General features: G+C 72.5%; 17 protein-coding genes. 8 read left to right on the top strand and 9 right to left on the bottom strand.

Annotated elements, in window-relative coordinates; translation table 11 throughout:
- Positions 1–86 precede the first annotated feature (86 nt).
- The 3 genes from ACWGE1_RS03930 to ACWGE1_RS03920 form a co-directional block, all read right to left on the bottom strand.
- Positions 87–677, bottom strand: a complete 591-nt coding sequence (locus tag ACWGE1_RS03930) for an N-acetylmuramoyl-L-alanine amidase (protein ID WP_453418968.1) — start codon at positions 675–677, stop codon at positions 87–89.
- A 128-nt stretch (positions 678–805) separates the two neighbouring features.
- Positions 806–2002, bottom strand: coding sequence for a globin domain-containing protein (locus tag ACWGE1_RS03925; RefSeq protein WP_453418967.1), 1197 nt, complete (start codon positions 2000–2002; stop codon positions 806–808).
- A gap of 165 nt (positions 2003–2167) precedes the next feature.
- Positions 2168–2623: an RrF2 family transcriptional regulator gene (locus ACWGE1_RS03920; protein ID WP_453418966.1), complete on the bottom strand. Its 456-nt coding sequence runs from the start codon at positions 2621–2623 to the stop codon at positions 2168–2170.
- Between the two features lie 234 nt (positions 2624–2857).
- Between ACWGE1_RS03920 and ACWGE1_RS03915 the strand changes: the two genes are divergently transcribed.
- The 5 genes from ACWGE1_RS03915 to ACWGE1_RS03895 all read left to right on the top strand — a co-directional run bounded on the left by ACWGE1_RS03915 (position 2858) and on the right by ACWGE1_RS03895 (position 6977).
- The gene (locus ACWGE1_RS03915) at positions 2858–4264 is read left to right on the top strand and encodes a family 2B encapsulin nanocompartment shell protein (protein WP_453418965.1); all 1407 of its coding nucleotides are present in this window, start codon (positions 2858–2860) and stop codon (positions 4262–4264) included.
- A complete protein-coding gene (locus ACWGE1_RS03910; RefSeq protein WP_453419006.1) occupies positions 4261–5313 on the top strand; it encodes a family 2 encapsulin nanocompartment cargo protein polyprenyl transferase in 1053 nt (350 codons plus the stop codon). Before ACWGE1_RS03915 ends, ACWGE1_RS03910 begins: the two co-directional genes overlap by 4 nt.
- Before the next feature lie 116 nt (positions 5314–5429).
- On the top strand, positions 5430–6017 hold the full coding sequence (locus tag ACWGE1_RS03905; protein WP_453419005.1) for a GNAT family N-acetyltransferase: 588 nt from the start codon (positions 5430–5432) through the stop codon (positions 6015–6017).
- A gap of 134 nt (positions 6018–6151) precedes the next feature.
- Positions 6152–6736 carry a dihydrofolate reductase family protein gene (locus ACWGE1_RS03900; RefSeq protein WP_453418964.1) on the top strand — a complete coding sequence of 195 codons (585 nt, stop codon included), beginning with the start codon at positions 6152–6154 and terminating at the stop codon, positions 6734–6736.
- Between the two features lie 37 nt (positions 6737–6773).
- Positions 6774–6977 (top strand): hypothetical protein, encoded by a 204-nt coding sequence (locus ACWGE1_RS03895; RefSeq protein ID WP_453418963.1) that lies wholly within the window; start codon positions 6774–6776, stop codon positions 6975–6977.
- 1 nt (position 6978) lies between these two features.
- On the opposite strand, the gene snpA is transcribed toward ACWGE1_RS03895, so the two are convergent.
- Positions 6979–7647 (bottom strand): snapalysin, encoded by a 669-nt coding sequence (gene snpA, locus ACWGE1_RS03890; protein ID WP_453418962.1) that lies wholly within the window; start codon positions 7645–7647, stop codon positions 6979–6981.
- 210 nt (positions 7648–7857) lie between these two features.
- Between snpA and ACWGE1_RS03885 the strand changes: the two genes are divergently transcribed.
- Positions 7858–8793: a LysR family transcriptional regulator gene (locus tag ACWGE1_RS03885; protein ID WP_453418961.1), complete on the top strand. Its 936-nt coding sequence runs from the start codon at positions 7858–7860 to the stop codon at positions 8791–8793.
- Between the two features lie 31 nt (positions 8794–8824).
- On the opposite strand, the gene ACWGE1_RS03880 is transcribed toward ACWGE1_RS03885, so the two are convergent.
- Positions 8825–9634: a hypothetical protein gene (locus ACWGE1_RS03880; protein ID WP_453419004.1), complete on the bottom strand. Its 810-nt coding sequence runs from the start codon at positions 9632–9634 to the stop codon at positions 8825–8827.
- A 154-nt stretch (positions 9635–9788) separates the two neighbouring features.
- On the opposite strand from ACWGE1_RS03880, the gene ACWGE1_RS03875 reads away from it, so the two are divergent.
- Both ACWGE1_RS03875 and ACWGE1_RS03870 read left to right on the top strand, forming a co-directional pair.
- Entirely contained in the window at positions 9789–10733 is a 945-nt protein-coding gene (locus tag ACWGE1_RS03875) for a DUF4097 family beta strand repeat-containing protein (RefSeq protein ID WP_453418960.1), read from the top strand.
- 1 nt (position 10734) lies between these two features.
- Positions 10735–11685, top strand: coding sequence for a helix-turn-helix transcriptional regulator (locus ACWGE1_RS03870; RefSeq protein WP_453418959.1), 951 nt, complete (start codon positions 10735–10737; stop codon positions 11683–11685).
- A gap of 176 nt (positions 11686–11861) precedes the next feature.
- Here ACWGE1_RS03870 and ACWGE1_RS03865 read toward each other — a convergent pair whose 3' ends face one another.
- From ACWGE1_RS03865 to ACWGE1_RS03850, 4 genes are all read right to left on the bottom strand, one after another.
- Positions 11862–12410, bottom strand: coding sequence for a Clp protease N-terminal domain-containing protein (locus ACWGE1_RS03865; RefSeq protein WP_453418958.1), 549 nt, complete (start codon positions 12408–12410; stop codon positions 11862–11864).
- A complete protein-coding gene (locus ACWGE1_RS03860; RefSeq protein ID WP_030013034.1) occupies positions 12410–12619 on the bottom strand; it encodes a helix-turn-helix domain-containing protein in 210 nt (69 codons plus the stop codon). The genes ACWGE1_RS03865 and ACWGE1_RS03860 overlap by 1 nt, the downstream gene beginning before the upstream one ends.
- Before the next feature lie 48 nt (positions 12620–12667).
- Positions 12668–13630, bottom strand: coding sequence for a zinc-binding dehydrogenase (locus ACWGE1_RS03855; RefSeq protein ID WP_453418957.1), 963 nt, complete (start codon positions 13628–13630; stop codon positions 12668–12670).
- Between the two features lie 200 nt (positions 13631–13830).
- Positions 13831–15033 (bottom strand): NAD(P)-dependent malic enzyme, encoded by a 1203-nt coding sequence (locus ACWGE1_RS03850; protein ID WP_453418956.1) that lies wholly within the window; start codon positions 15031–15033, stop codon positions 13831–13833.
- Positions 15034–15097: the final 64 nt, after the last annotated feature.

Genomic DNA, 15097 nt, shown 5'->3' with positions numbered 1-15097 from the left:
CGCGGGGGGCCATGGGCGGCGCGCTCGTGGCCGGGGTGCGCGGTGGCGCCCCCGGGGGGGGCGCGGGGCCCGACGGTCCGGGCCGGCTACTTCAGGCGCTCGGCGATGCGGTTGCGCATGGAGTCCATCGTGAAGCCCCTGGGGTCGGGCTTGCCCGGCTGCCACTCGCGGTGGCCGATCACCGAGCGGGCCGTCCAGCGGTGGATCCGGCAGACGGCCGCCGAGGCGCGGGCGATGGCGTCCAGCTGGACCGCCGGCCAGGGGTCCTGGCCGTCGCCGAGGTTCTCGCACTCGAAGCCGTAGAAGTGGCGGTTGCCGTCGGTGTCCGTCTCGTTGTCCGGCGGGAGCCGCTTCTCCGCGATCACCGCCGCGAGGACGTCGGAGTCGCCGGCGCCCGCGTGGTTGGCACGGCCGTAGCCGACGAGGTGGACGCGACCGTCCTTGGCGATCACGCCGTGGCAGAGGGGGCCGGGCAGGGCGCTGTGGCCCTCGCGGCAGAGCTCGACGGTGTACGGGGTGCCGCGCGTGACGGTGTGGTGGATCATCACCCCGTGCACGGGCCCCCAGGGGCCCTTGTGGTTGCGGTTGTGGGTGCGCCAGGCGCCGACCTCGACGACGGTCAGACCCTCGTTGCGCAGTGCGTTGACGAAACGGTCCGCGGACATGGGTGCGGCCATGGCCGCCTCCTTCGTTGCGGTGCGCGACGGGCACCCTCTGTGCCCGACTGCTCACCCTCCGGTGTAGTGGAGGCGGCCCTTCCGCGGCTAGTGCATTCGTACGGCGAGCGAGCGGATCCGGCCAGGGATCAGACCGATGCGAGCCACAGGTCCGGGCCGAAGACCTCGTAGTGGATGTCGGCGGCCGGCAGGCCCTTGGCGATCAGCTGTTCGCGCACGGCCCGCATGAAGGGGAGCGGTCCGCACAGGTAGGCCCTGGTGCCCGGGGCGACGGGGACCGCCGAGAGGTCCATGAGGCCCTCGCCGTCGCCCGGTTCGGCCGCCTCCTCGTACCAGAACCGCGCCGAGGCGTCGGCGAGCTTGTGCGTCAGGGCCCGGTGGTCGCTCCTCAGCGCGTGGTCGGCGGGGGAGCGGTCGGCGTGCAGCACGGTCACCGGGGCGGCGTGTCCGGTGTCGGCCAGGTGCTCCAGCATCGAGAGCATCGGGGTGCAGCCGATGCCGGCCGAGGCGAGCAGGACGGGGGCGGCGGAGTCCGCCAGGACCAGGTCGCCGTACGGGGCCGAGACCCGCAGGGTGTCGCCGGTGCGGACCCGGGTGTGCAGGTGGTGGGAGACCTCGCCGTCGGGGCCCGCGGCGGCCGGGCCGTGGATCCGCTTGACGGTGATCGCGCGGACCGCGGAGCCGGGTGAGGTGATGAGGCTGTACTGGCGGATCTGGCGGGCGCCGTCCGGGAGCTCGACCTGGACGGAGACGTACTGGCCGGGCCGGTGCGCGGGCGCGGGGGCGCCGTCCGCGGGGGCGATCCGGAAGGTGGCGCAGTCCGCCGTCTCCTCCGTCCGGCCGGTGACGGTCCACTCGCGCCACACGTCGCCGGCGACGACCCGCTGCTCGGCGTAGAGGCGCTCCTCCAGGGCGATCAGGGCGTTCGCCATCAGCCAGTAGACCTCGTCCCAGGCCCGGGCCACCTCGGGGGTGACGGCCTCGCCGAGGACCTCGGCGATGGCCTCGAAGAGGTGCCGGTGGACGACCGCGTACTGCTCGCGGGTGACGCCGAGGCTGGCGTGCTTGTGGGCGATGCGGCTCAGCATCACGTCGGGGCGGGTGTCCGGGTGGGCGAGGAGGTGGGTCGCGAAGGCGGCGATGGAGCCGGCGAGGGCCTGCTTCTGGAGGCCGGCGTTCTGGTTGCCCCGGTTGAAGAGGTCGCGGATCAGTGCCGGGTGGGCCGCGAAGAGCTTGGTGTAGAAGAGCTCGGCGATGTCGCCGATCGCCGCCCCGACGGCGGGCAGGGTGGCTCGTACGGTCGCGCTGGACTTCTCGGACAGCATGCGGGACTCCTTGCGTGTTGGGCGTGACTCTTTGAACTTGCATCTAAGATGCGTATTTTTGATCGCGAAAGACCGGTGGGGTGCGGACTTCCGTTCGAACTCCCGCCGGAAATGATTCCGGCGGGTCGGGGCGGGGGTGGTAATCGGCCATCCGGCCCGGATGGGTCAGGGGCCTGCGGCCCCGGTCGGCGCCCGGCTGGAAATGCCCAGCAGGAGCGGCCCGGTCGGGGACGCCACCAGGTCGTTCACCGTCAGCGGGTCCAGTGCGGCGTAGAAGGCATCCTGGGCCCGGCGCAGGGCGCCGCGCAGGACGCAGGCGCCGCGCAGCGGGCAGGGGGTGGTGCCTTCGCAGTCCACGACGTCACCCTCGCCCTCCAGTTCGCGCACCACCGCGCCGACCCGTGCGGCGCGCCCGGCGGCGGTCAGGGCGAGCCCGCCGCCACGGCCGCGCCGCGCCTCGACCAGGCCGAGGTGCTGCAGCCTGGCGACCACTTTGGCCGTGTGCGTGTAGGGGACCTCCATGGTCGCCGCCACGTCACGGGTGGTCGGGAGGTCCGTTTCCTCGATGGCCAGGCGCATCAGGACGCGCAGCGCCAGGTCGGTGAATCGGGTCAGCCGCATGGGGCCACCGTAGAGAAATTTGTATCTCATATGCAAGTTAGGTGTTCGCGGATCCCCTGCTTGGCCGAAAACGATGGGAAGCGTGGGACTGAAGGGGCTCATGGGGCGGTGGTGACCCCAAAGGGTGCCCCGCGCCCGGACGGGGTAGTCCCACCCGTTTGTGTAATGGTCCCACCACGTTCCGTGCTGAAAGGCTGCACTCGCAGATCCATGGAGTGATCGAAAGGGAAAGACATGTCGGTCCAGGCGGGTTCCGAGTCCGAGGCCCAGACACCGCAGCGCAGTCTTGGGACGGCGGCCGCACGGAACTTGGCAACCACGACCAAGTCCGCGCCGCAGATGCAGGAGATCACCTCGCGGTGGCTCCTGAAGATGCTGCCGTGGGTGTCGGTGCAGGGCGGCACGTACCGCGTCAACCGCAGGCTGAGCTACTCGGTCGGCAACGGCGTCGTGGAGTTCATCAAGACCGGCACCCAGGTCCAGGTGATCCCGGCCGAGCTCGGCGAGCTCCCGCTGCTGCGCGACTACGAGGACCTCGACGTCCTCGGCGAACTCGCCCAGCGGTGCCGGCAGATCGACTTCGAGGCCGGCCAGGAGCTGACCTCCTTCGGCAGCCCCGCCGACCAGGTCTTCCTGCTCGCCCACGGCCGCATCGACCAGATCGGCCCCGGCCCCTACGGGCAGGACGCCGTCCTGCGGACCGTCGCCGACGGCGCGTACTTCGGCGACGACTGCCTCGTCGATGAAGAATCGATTTGGGAGTACACCGCCCGCGCCGCCACCTCCGGCACCGCGCTCGCCCTGTCCCGGCAGGACTTCCAGCTCCTCGCCGACCGGGTCGAGTCACTGCGCGAGCACGTGGAGGACGTACGGACCCGGCCCGGCCGGGAGACCAACAAGTACGGCGAGGCCGCGATCGAGCTCTCCGCCGGCCACCGGGGCGAGGCCGTCCTCCCCGGCACCTTCGTGGACTACGAGGCCCGGCCGCGCGAGTACGAGCTCTCCATTGCACAAACGGTCCTGCGCGTGCACAGCCGCGTCGCCGACCTCTACAACCACCCGATGAACCAGACCGAGCAGCAGTTGCGGCTCACGGTCGAGGCGCTGCGCGAGCGCCAGGAGCACGAGATGCTCAACAACCGCGACTTCGGCCTGCTCCACAACGCCGACTACGACCAGCGCATCCAGCCGCACGACGGCGCGCCCAGCCCCGACGACATGGACCAGCTGCTCAGCATGCGGCGCGGCTCCAAGCTGTTCCTGGCGCACCCCAAGGCGATCGCCGCCTTCGGCCGCGAGTGCAACAAGCGCGGCATCCACCCGGAGTCGGTCGACATCGGCGGCAACCGGGTGCCGGCCTGGCGCGGAGTGCCGATCTTCCCGTGCAACAAGATCCCGATCAGTGACGCCCGCACCACGTCCATCCTGTGCATGCGCACCGGCGAGGACGAGCAGGGCGTGATCGGCCTGCACCAGCCGGGCATCCCGGACGAGATCGAGCCGAGCCTGTCGGTGCGCTTCATGGGCATCAGCGAGCAGGCGATCATCTCGTACCTGGTCACCGCCTACTTCTCGGCCGCCGTACTGGTGCCGGACGCGCTCGGCGTGCTGGAGAACGTCGAGATCGGCCGCTGGCGCTGACCGCCGTGAACGCCATCGCGACCGGGGAGGGCCAGGACGCCGCGGCCCTGCTGGAACGGACGAGAGAAACGGTTGACCCGCAGCTGCGCCGCACGGTCGAGAGCCTGCCGGGTTCGATGCGGCGCGTGGCGATGTACCACTTCGGCTGGGAGCACGAGGACGGCAGCCCCGCCGCCGGCGGGGCCGGCAAGGCCATCCGGCCGGCCCTGGTACTGGCCGCGGCCCAGGCCCTGCGGGGTCCGGGGGCCGGCCCGGCCGACGCGGCGGTACGGGCGGCCGCCGCCGTGGAGCTGGCCCACAACTTCACGCTGCTGCACGACGACATCATCGACAAGGACGTCCGGCGTCGCGGCCGGGCCACGGCCTGGACCGTCTTCGGGACGCCGGACGCGATCATCACGGGCGACGCGATGATGGCGCTCGCGCTGAGGCTGCTCGCGGAGGACCCGCACCCGGCCGCCGCGGCGGCCTCGGCCCGGCTCGCGGCCTGCATCATCGAGCTGTGCGCGGGACAGCAGGCGGACTGCGCCTTCGAGCAGCGCCCGGACGTCTCGCTCGACGAGTGCCTGGCCATGGCCACGGCCAAGACCGGGGCGCTGCTGGGCTGCTCGTGCGCGCTCGGCGCCCTGTACGCCGGGGCCGGGGCGGACGAGGTCGACGCCATGGACGCCTTCGGCCGGGAGGCAGGGCTGGCCTTCCAGCTGATCGACGACCTGATCGGCATCTGGGGGGACCCGGGGCACACCGGCAAGCCCGCCGGGGCCGACCTGATCGCCCGCAAGAAGTCCCTCCCGGTCGTGGCCGCCCTCACCTCGGGCACCGCCGCCGGCAAGGAGCTGGCCGCGCTGTACGCGGGCCCCATGACCGGGGACGACGTGCGCAGGGCGGCCGACGCGGTGGACCGGGCCGGCGGGCGCGACTGGGCCCAGGCGGAGGCCGCGGACCGGATGGGGCGGGCGGTCCAGCAGCTGTCCCGGGCCGTTCCGGACCTCGGGGCGGCGGGCGGGCTGCTGGCGCTCGCGGAGTTCGTGACGCGCCGTACGAAATGAGCCCGGGGCCCGTTCCGGTACCACTCGGTGCCGGAACGGGCCTTACCGCATTCCGGTGCCAACTCTAGGATCGCTCACGGTTGTTGACGCGTGAGTGAAGGGTGTGGCCAGTGGCACTGGAGATACGTCAGGCGGATCAGTCGGACCGGGACGCGGTGGCGCGGCTCCTCGACGATGCCTTCCGCACCGACCCGGTGAGCAGCTGGGTCTTCCCGGACCCGGAGCACCGGGCCGCGGTGCACGGGAAGTTCCTGGGCGTCTTCGTGGACGTGGCGCTGGAGGAGGGGCGGATCGACTACGCCGCGGACGGCTCGGCGGCCGCGCTCTGGCTGCGGATCCCGGCGGGCGTTCCGGAGGGCGAGGACGAGGTTCCGGCCAGGATGCGGGCCGTGGCGGACCCGGACAACGAGCGGTGCGAGCTGGTCGGCCGCCTCACGGGCGCCGTGCATCCGACGGCGGAGGAGCACGAGTACCTGCTGATGATCGCGGTCGCCCCGGGCCGCCAGGGGCAGGGGCTGGGCAGCGAGCTGATCCGGCCGGTGCTGGAGCGGTGCGACCGCGAGGGCGTGCCGGCGTACCTGGAGGCCAGCAGCGAGCGCAGCAAGGGGCTGTACGAGCGGCTCGGCTGGGAGTTCACGGGGGAGGCGGTGCGGCTCCCCGAGGGGCCGTTGATGTGGCCGATGTGGCGCAAGCCGCAGGACTGACAGGGCCGACGGGTCGACGGGGCCGACGGGGGACGGCAGGGCGGACGGCGGTGGGGCTTGCGTAACCACTGCAGGCGAAGTACTTTATGCGACGTGCCCCGGAGCGGTGGCACCGTCCAGCGAAAGAGAATCGCTTGCGCAGGCTCACGTACTTCATCGCCACCTCGGTCGACGGGTTCATCGGTGCCCCGGACGGCGACGGCGACTTCTTCTACAGCCACCTCGACCCCGAGTTCGTCGGGTTCCTCGCGGCCGAATACCCCGAGACCGTCTCCGCCCAGGGCCGCACCCACCTCGGCATCGCCGACGCAGCGCCCAAGCGCTTCGACGCGGTGATCATGGGGCGCAACACTTACGAGCCGGGCCTCAAGCAGGGCATGACCAGCCCATACGGCCACCTGCCCGAGCAGTACGTCGTCTCGCGCTCCCTCACCACCCCGCCGGACCCGCAGGTCCAGCTGATCAACGGTGACCTCGCGGCCCGGGTCCGCGAGCTCAAGGCCCGCGACGGCCTCGGCATCTGGCTCTGCGGCGGCGCGGACCTCGCCACCCAGCTGATCGACGAGATCGACGAGATCATCGTCAAGACCTACCCGGTCTTCGCGGGCACCGGCATGCCGATGTCGCGCGCCGGCTTCGAGGTGCGCGCGCTGGAGCTCACGGAGGTCAAGACCTTCGGCGGCGGCCAGATCGTCAGCACGTACGCCCGCAGGCGCTGACCCGCCGAACGCACGGAAACCGGCCTACCGTGGAGGTATGGCCGGTGAACAGCAGCACCACGCGCACGAGACGGTGGCCCCGCAGGCCGGGCACGAACAGCAGGCGTGCCCGGCGTGCGGGCGCCGCGTCGACACGGTCGTCAGGCGGCGCAAGTCCCTCGGGGTCTTCATTCCGGTGTGGGGCCGGGGTCCGTGTCACAACCCCGACTGCACCGATTACGCGGATCCCGAGGAGCGGTGACTCAGCCCTTGACGGCGAGTTCCTTCGCGCCCAGGCCGGACGCGAAGCCGTTGGCCCAGAGCTGGTTGACCCGCGCCCGCTCGGCGGAGTTCGGGTTGGCGTTCTGGCACGAGGTGCCCGGGCCGCCGCCCGACATCAGCTCGCTGCACGGGCCCGAGTAGTGGTCCGGCAGACCCAGCACGTGGCCGGTCTCGTGCGCGGTCACCCGGGTGGAGTTGTACTGCTGGTTCTGCCGGTAGTCGAGGAAGATGTAGCCCCGGCCGTGTCCGTCCGTGCTCGCGTACGAGCCGCGTGAGTCGTTGCCCTCGCGGTACGAGAAGTTCCCGCCCGAGGACACCTCCTGCAGCTTGACGTTGGACACCGAGCTGTTCCAGATCTGCGTGGAGCGGGCTATCTGGCTGCGGAAGCTGGGGGCACTGCGGGTGTTGTACGTGACGGTCACGGCCAGGGCGCCCGGGTTGGCGGCGCGCTGCTCGGCGACCGAGCGCTGCACGGCCTCGAAGAAGGCGCGGTTGGCGGCGTCGTTCTCCGGCGAACGCTCGTACGCGGCGTAGCTCACGGCGTTTCCGACGGGGGCGGGCGCGGCGGTGGCGGTGGGGACGACACCAAGGGTGGCGGCGAGGCCGAGGCCTGCGGTCGTGGCCAGCATGACCTTACGGGAGTGGCGCATGTGGGGGAGCTCCTACTCGTCCGGTGCGGTGGGGGGTGGTGGTTCGGTACCGGAGTCTGCGGGAGCGGAAGTGCCCGGCGGATGATGTCACTGCCCGATAGCGCGGGCCTATCGGGAAGATTTCGACAGCCCAACTAGCGTGAGAATGGCGGGATTCGGGGGGCTATCGGTGGCTGGTGCGGTCCGCAGGGCCCGGCCTACCCTCTGGGCATGGAGCTTGAGGTCAGGCACCTGCGCGCCCTGTGCGCCATCGCCGACGCCGGAAGCCTGCACAAGGCCGCCCGGCAACTCGGCGTGAGCCAGCCCTCCCTGACGACCCAATTGCGCCGCATCGAACGGGCCCTCGACGGCGAGCTGTTCCTGCGCGAGCGCACCGGCTGCCGCCCCACCCCCTTCGGTCGTACCGTCCTGGGCCGGGCCCGTCCGCTGCTCGCCGGGATGGCCGCGCTGGTGGCGGAGGCCCGCGAACTGGCCCAGGGGTCCCGGCTGCGCATCGGCTCCACCGCCAGCAGCGCACTGCCGGGATGGCTGCGGCGGATCCACCGGCGGCTGCCGGACACCGAGACCTCGCTGGTGGTGGACGTCTCCGCCAACGCGCTGCTCAGGATGGTCTCCGTCGGGCAGCTGGACGTGGCGTTCGTGCACGAGGTGGAGGGCAGCCCGCTGCGGGTGCCGTCCGGGCTGCAGATGCACGTGCTGATGGAGCGGGAACCGCAGTTCGTGTCGATGTCCCGGGACCATCCGGCCGCCGCGCAGGCGGTGGTCTCCTTACAGGACCTGGCCGCCGACCGCTGGATGGTGGACCCCTCGGTCGACGGCGAGTGGGACGGCCTGCGCCGGGTCTTCGCCGGGGCCGGGCTGGACCCGCCGGTGCTGCACGCCGACTACCACACGGCGACCTCGCTGATCATCTCCGGCGAGGCGGTCGCCCCCTGCCAGCCGACCTCCGGGCCGCGCGAGGACATGGCGATCCGGCCGCTGGCCGGGGACCCGCTGGCAGTGCGCCTGCTGCTGGCCACCCGGCCCGGCGCACACGCGGAGGTCTACGAGGACCTGCGCGCGGCCTATCGCGAAGCCGCGCTGCGGACACCCCCGTACCGGGCCTGGCTGCACCACCACGCGAGCCCGCTGCTGGAGGTCGCCTGAAGAACGGTGCCGCGCGGCCGGGCCGTGCCGCCTAACGCCTCGTACGGGCCCGGTCGTAGGCCAGCGACAGGGCTCCCTGGGCCACCAGAACGGCCCCCGCCGCCGCCCATCCGGGGCTGCGCCGGTGTGCCGCCCAGGCCAGCAGGGGGGCTCCGGCCGCCACTTGGGCCGCGCCCAGCAGCCGGGCCTTCGGGCCGCGGACCCACGGGCCCAGCGGGCCCCCCTCCACCGCGTCGAGCTCGGTCCGTACCGCGTCGCGCCAGCCGGACCACTCCACCGTCTCGACGCCGGGAGCCACCCGCGCCGTCGCCCGCAGCCGGTCGGCCGGCTCGCCCGGGGTCAGCCCGGTCGGCAGGGCCAGTCCGGCCCGCGTCAGCAGGGCGACCAGCGCGCGCAGCCGGCCCTCCCCGTCGACGCCGGGGTCGGTATCGGTGCGGGTGAGGCGTTCCAGTTCCTCCAGGTCGAGGACGGGGTCGAGGCCCAGCCGCGCCGACAGGGCCCGCATGGCGTCCGGATCGCCGGCCGGCCGCCCGGCCGCGTCCCACGCGTAGGCGGCGGTGCGCCGGAAACCTCCGGCCAGGGCGAAGCCGGCCCGGCCGTCCTCCCACCACAGACCGAGGACCGGCCAGTTGGCGCCGACGGCGATCGCCGATCCCCAGCCGGAGAGGACCTCCGACACGTCCTCCGGGCCGTCCCGCCAGGGCTTGTCCTCGGGGACGAGCACGCTCCATTCGCCTGCCGGGGCGAGCAGCAGGCGTACGCGCAACAGGTGTGCCGGGACCCGTACGGCTTGGGGTTCGGCGCGGCAGAGCAGCATTCCGCCGGTCACGGTCCTGGAGATTGACATGCCCACACAATAGTCCAAAACGCCCCAAACGGTGGGATTTCTGTAGGGCGCTTGACTTCCCTCGACCGCGATATATCGTGTTAGCAGAAGACGCGATATGTTGCGTGCGTCGAGCCCGGTCCGTGAACGCACGAGGAGGATCAGCACCATGGCAGAGCAGTCGCCCCGGCCGTCGCAGTCGACGTCGACATGGCACTTCGCCGAACCGCAGAAGCTCACCTTCGAGGAGCCGGTGACCGAGCTCCGCGTCCGCGTCGTGAGCGGCACGGTCAACGTGGTCGCCGCCGAGGAGGGCCCCGCCCGCCTGGAGGTGACCGAGGTCGACGGACCGCCGCTGTACGTCGTGCAGGACGGCGGCACGCTGACCGTCTCCTACGAGGACGCGCCCTGGAACGGCGCCCAGCGCCTCAAGGAGTGGTTCGAGTCCAAGCCCTGGAAGGCATGGTCCGGTTCGTCCTCCGGCCGCAAGGCCTGGGAGCGCAGCGCCGCGATCACCCTCACCGTCCCCGCCGCCACCCGGGTCCACGTGACCGGCGTCGACGCCACCGCCTTCGTCTCCGGCATCGCCGGAGGCACGGACGTCATCGGGGTGTCCGGCGACGCCACGCTGGTCGGGCTGTCCGGCCGGGTCAAGGCGAACACCGTCTCCGGCAGCGTCGAGGCCCAGTCCGTCACCGGCGACCTCGGATTCCACTCGGTCTCCGGCGGCCTGACGGTGGTCGACGGCGCGGGCGTGCGGGTGCGGGCCGATTCGGTCAGCGGTGACATGCTCATCGACCTGGACCCCGGCCCGGAGGCCGCCCGCCCCGTGGACATCGCCCTGAAGTCCGTGTCCGGCCAGGTCGCGATACGCCTCCCGCACCCCGCCGACGCCCGGGTGGAGGCCAACACCGCCACCGGCGGCATCTCCAACGCCTTCGAGGACCTGCATGCCTCGGCCCAGCTGGGCGCCAAGCGGATCACCGGAACCCTCGGGACCGGCGCAGGCACCCTGCGGGCCACCACGGTCTCCGGCGCCATCGCGCTGCTGCGCCGCCCCCAGGCCGAGGCCGACGCCCCCACCCCGCTCGCGCTCGACAAGAAGGTGCTCTGACATGCCGCCCGTCTTCGCCCACGGCCGCCTCCGCCTGTACCTCCTCAAGCTGCTGGACGAGGCCCCGCGCCACGGGTACGAGGTGATCCGCCTGCTGGAGGAGCGCTTCCAGGGCCTGTACGCGCCCTCCGCGGGCACCGTGTACCCGCGGCTGTCCAAGCTGGAGGCCGAGGGCCTGGTCACACACGCCACCGAGGGCGGGCGCAAGGTGTACTCCATCACCGAGGCGGGCCGCGCCGAGTTGGCCGACCGCCGCGGCGAACTCGCCGACCTGGAACTGGAGATCCGCGAATCGGTCACCGAACTGGCCGCGGAGATCCGCAGCGAGGTCCGGGGCGCGGCGGGAGACCTGCGGCGCGAGATGCGGGCGGCGGCCTCCGCGTCGGCGACGCAGGTGACCGAGGACGAGTCCTGGAAGGCCGCCAAGGAGGAGCTGCGCAAGGCGCGGCAGGAGTGGAAGGAACAGGCGCGCCGGGCGAAGGACGAGAGCCGCCGTGCCCGCGAGGAGGCGCAGCAGGCCCGCCGCCAGGCCAAGGAGGCCCAGGAGCGGGCCCGCGAGGAGGTCCAGCGCATCGCGGGCCAGCTGCAGGAGCAGTTCGCCAAGTCCGGCGGCGTCCTGGGCAGTCTGGCCGGCGCCTGGCTCGGCGGCGGTTCGCAGACCACGCCCCAGGCGGGTGGCGATGCGGCGGGCGGCGGCGCGGCGGGTACGGAGCCCCGTACGGCGGCTGCCGACGCGGAGGTGGCCGACGCGGCGGCCGCGGACTGGGCCGAGGACCTGACGTCCACCGGCGACCCGGCCCGTGACCTGGACCGGCTGCTGGACCGCTTCCGCGACGAGGTCCGCGACGCGGCGCGCGACCACGGGGTGACCGCGGCCCAGCTGGCCGGGGCCCGGGTCCACCTCGCGACCGCCGCCGCCCGGCTGGGGGCGACCTTCGGGGCGAGGCCGTAGCCGTCCGCAGCGCGGGGTGCGGGGCGCCGCCCCGGACCCCGCGCCCCGAACGCCGGCGGGGCTGAAGATGCGGGCGCTGCCCGGTCCCGCGGGTGAAGTGGCGGCGGGGCCCGAGGGGCGTGGAGCGGGATGGCGTTCGGCGCCCTGCGGGGATCCCCCGGCCCCGCCGGGGGCGGTCAGGCCGCCAGGGTCGTCTCGGCCGTGCCGTAGGTGATGCCGTGATCCGTCAGGATCTCGGAGACCGTGCCGGGGCGGGAGAGCAGGGCCAGCAGGAGGTGGACCGTGCCGATGTGGCGGTCCTTGCGGCCCAGCGCGATGCGGAGTGACTGCTCCAGGACCTTCTTGGAGCCCTGGGTGAAGGGGACGTGGTGGCTGCCGGCGCGAGCCGGGAGGAGTGAGGCGCCCAGGGTCCGTCTGCGGGGCGCCGGGGCGGACAGGGCGCCCTCGCCGTGGGTCTCCTCGATGCGGGAGACGATCTCGGTGAGGTCGATGCCGAGTCCGGCCAGCGCCTCCTCGTCCGCCCTGGACATGCCGCCCCGGCGGCGGGCCGCCGCGAGATCGGCGGCCACCGCCGCGCGGTCCACCCCGAGGGGGTCCAGGGCGCCCAGGGCCAGCAGGGCGAGCAGCAGGTGTTCCTCGGTGACGGTGGCGGCCCCGGTCTGCCGGGCCTCGGTCACCGCCCCGGTCACGGTCGACCGGGCGTCACGGGTGAAGCGTTCGAACATCAGAGCCTCCCGTACTTCTTGTGCACGGCCTGTCGGCTGACGCCGAGCTCGGCCGCGATCTCCTGCCAGGACCACCCCTGCGCGCGGGCGCTGCGTACCTGTACTGCCTCCAGCTGCTCCAGCAGCCTCCGGAGGGCGGCCACGGCACGCAGGCCCACACGTGGGTCGCGGTCACCGGCCCGCTCGGCGAGATCAGTGGCTTCGGTCATGGATGTCAATGTAGGTTGACGCGGGAGGTTCGTCAACCCCAGTTGACGTCAGGGGGTGAGGACGATCTTGCCGAAGAGGTCGCCCGACGCGAGCTTCTCGAACCCCTCGCGGGCCCGGTCCAGCGGCAGCACCTCGTCGATGACCGGCCGCAGCCCGGTGGTCGCACAGAAGGCGAGGAGGTCCTCCAGCTCGTCCTTCGAGCCCATGGTCGAGCCGACCACCTTCAGCTCCAGGAAGAAGATCCGGGTCAGCTCGGCGTGCGCCGGACGGTCCCCGCTCGTGGCGCCGGAGATCACCAGGGTGCCTCCCGGGCGCAGCGACTTCACCGAGTGGGACCAGGTGGCGGCGCCCACCGTCTCGATCACCGCGTCCACCCGCTGCGGCAGCCGCGCGCCCGGCTCGTACGCCTCCACCGCGCCCAGCTCCACGGCCCGCTTGCGCTTGGCCTCGTCCCGGCTCGTGGCGAAGACCCGCAGGCCGGCCGCCTTGCCGAGGGCGATCGCGGCGGTCGCGACACCACCGCCGGCGCCCTGCACCAGCACCGAGTCCCCGGGGCGGACCCCGGCGTTGGTGAACAGCATCCGGTACGCCGTCAGCCAGGCCGTCGGAAGGCAGGCGGCCTCCTCGAAGGTCAGCTCGGCGGGCTTGCGCAGCACGTTCCAGGCGGGGACGGTCACCTGCTCGGCGAAGGTCCCCTGGTAGCGCTCGGTCAGGATCGAGCGGGGCTCGTCGGGGCCGACCCCGTGGCCGCTCTGGCCGATCACGGAGTGCAGGACGACCTCGTTGCCGTCCTGGTCGATCCCGGCGGCGTCGCAGCCGAGGATCATCGGGAGTCTTTCCTCACCGAGGCCCACCCCGCGCAGCGACCACAGGTCGTGGTGGTTGAGGGAGGCGGCCTTGACGTTCACGGTCACCCAGCCGGGCCGGGCCTCGGGAGCCGGGCGGTCGCCCAGCACTAGGCCGTTCAGCGGCTGGTCACGGTCGATTCGGGCGGCGTAGGCAGCGAACATGCGGCGACGCTACCGCTCGGTAGGGGCGGGTTCCAGTCCCTCGGGGACCGCCTGCCTGAGGTCTTCGTCTCAGCCCGCGCGGTCGGGCCCTTCCGTGGCCGCGGTCCTCCCGGTGGCCCCCGTCCGCCGGGGCGGGTACGAAGAAAGGCCCGGCCGGAGGGATCCGGTCGGGCCTTTTCTCGTACTGCTCAGGTCTGCGGTCAGACCAGGCGGGCCACACCATCGGCCTTCGCCGCGGCGGCGACCGCCGTGGCGACGGCCTCGGCCACGCGCTCGTCGAACGGCGACGGGATCACGTAGTCGGCGGCGAGCTCGTCACCCACGACACCGGCGATGGCGTCGGCGGCGGCGATCTTCATGCCCTCGGTGATCCGGGTGGCGCGGACCTTCAGGGCGCCCTGGAAGATGCCCGGGAACGCCAGCACGTTGTTGATCTGGTTCGGGAAGTCCGAGCGGCCCGTGGCCACGACCGCCGCGTACTTGTGCGCGACGTCCGGGTGGACCTCCGGGTTCGGGTTGGCCATGGCGAAGACGAACGCGTCCTTCGCCATCGAGGCCACCGCCTCCTCCGGGACCGTACCGCCGGAGACGCCGATGAAGACGTCCGCGCCGTTCAGCGCCGTCTCCAGGGAGCCGGTCCGGCCGGTCCTGTTCGTCAGGCCCGCGATCTCCGCCTTGACGTCCGTCAGGTCGGAGCGGTCCGCGGACACGACGCCCTTGCGGTCGGTGACGCAGACGTCGCCGATGCCCGCGTCCACCAGGATCTTCGCGATGGCGATACCGGCGGCGCCGGCGCCCGAGATCACGGCGCGCAGGTCGCCGAGGGTGCGACCCGTCAGCTTCGCCGCGTTGCGCAGCGCGGCCAGCGTCACGATGGCCGTGCCGTGCTGGTCGTCGTGGAAGATCGGGATGTCCAGCGCCTCCTGGAGGCGGCGCTCGATCTCGAAGCAGCGGGGGGCGGAGATGTCCTCCAGGTTCACCCCGCCGAAGGACGGAGCGAGGCGGATGACCGTCTCGATGATCTCGTCCGTGTCCTTGGTGGCGAGCGCGATCGGGACCGCGTCCACGCCGCCGAACTGCTTGAAGAGGATGGCCTTGCCCTCCATGACGGGGAGGGAGGCCTCGGGACCGATGTCACCGAGTCCGAGCACGGCCGTACCGTCGGTGACGACGGCGACCACGTTGGACTTCCAGGTGTACTCGTTCACCAGCTCCGGCTGCTCGGCGATGGCGGTGCACACCTTCGCCACGCCGGGCGTGTACGCCAGGGAGAGGTCATCCTTGTTGGTGACCGGCACTGTGGCCTGGATGGCCATCTTGCCGCCCCGGTGCAGCGCGAACACCGCGTCCGGGTTGTTGTCCGTGACGCTGTCACTGCGAGGGTTGAAGATTTCCGCTGCCACTTCGTGTGACCCCTTAAGTCCTTTGAATCGTTGAGGGTGGCCACTCCTGGTTAAGGGGTGGGCG

This window comes from Streptomyces sp. NPDC054932 (assembly GCF_053610205.1).
The sequence above is the reverse complement of the archived record's forward strand: the minus strand, read 5'-3'. Positions and strand labels throughout refer to the sequence as shown.

Coding starts and splice junctions, on each gene's coding strand:
- ACWGE1_RS03930 (WP_453418968.1), bottom strand. CDS start 677: ATGGCCGCACCCATGTCCGCGGACCGTTTCGTCAACGCACTGCGCAAC.
- ACWGE1_RS03925 (WP_453418967.1), bottom strand. CDS start 2,002: ATGCTGTCCGAGAAGTCCAGCGCGACCGTACGAGCCACCCTGCCCGCC.
- ACWGE1_RS03920 (WP_453418966.1), bottom strand. CDS start 2,623: ATGCGGCTGACCCGATTCACCGACCTGGCGCTGCGCGTCCTGATGCGC.
- ACWGE1_RS03915 (WP_453418965.1), top strand. CDS start 2,858: ATGTCGGTCCAGGCGGGTTCCGAGTCCGAGGCCCAGACACCGCAGCGC.
- ACWGE1_RS03895 (WP_453418963.1), top strand. CDS start 6,774: ATGGCCGGTGAACAGCAGCACCACGCGCACGAGACGGTGGCCCCGCAG.
- snpA (WP_453418962.1), bottom strand. CDS start 7,647: ATGCGCCACTCCCGTAAGGTCATGCTGGCCACGACCGCAGGCCTCGGC.
- ACWGE1_RS03885 (WP_453418961.1), top strand. CDS start 7,858: ATGGAGCTTGAGGTCAGGCACCTGCGCGCCCTGTGCGCCATCGCCGAC.
- ACWGE1_RS03875 (WP_453418960.1), top strand. CDS start 9,789: ATGGCAGAGCAGTCGCCCCGGCCGTCGCAGTCGACGTCGACATGGCAC.
- ACWGE1_RS03870 (WP_453418959.1), top strand. CDS start 10,735: ATGCCGCCCGTCTTCGCCCACGGCCGCCTCCGCCTGTACCTCCTCAAG.
- ACWGE1_RS03865 (WP_453418958.1), bottom strand. CDS start 12,410: ATGTTCGAACGCTTCACCCGTGACGCCCGGTCGACCGTGACCGGGGCG.
- ACWGE1_RS03860 (WP_030013034.1), bottom strand. CDS start 12,619: ATGACCGAAGCCACTGATCTCGCCGAGCGGGCCGGTGACCGCGACCCA.
- ACWGE1_RS03855 (WP_453418957.1), bottom strand. CDS start 13,630: ATGTTCGCTGCCTACGCCGCCCGAATCGACCGTGACCAGCCGCTGAAC.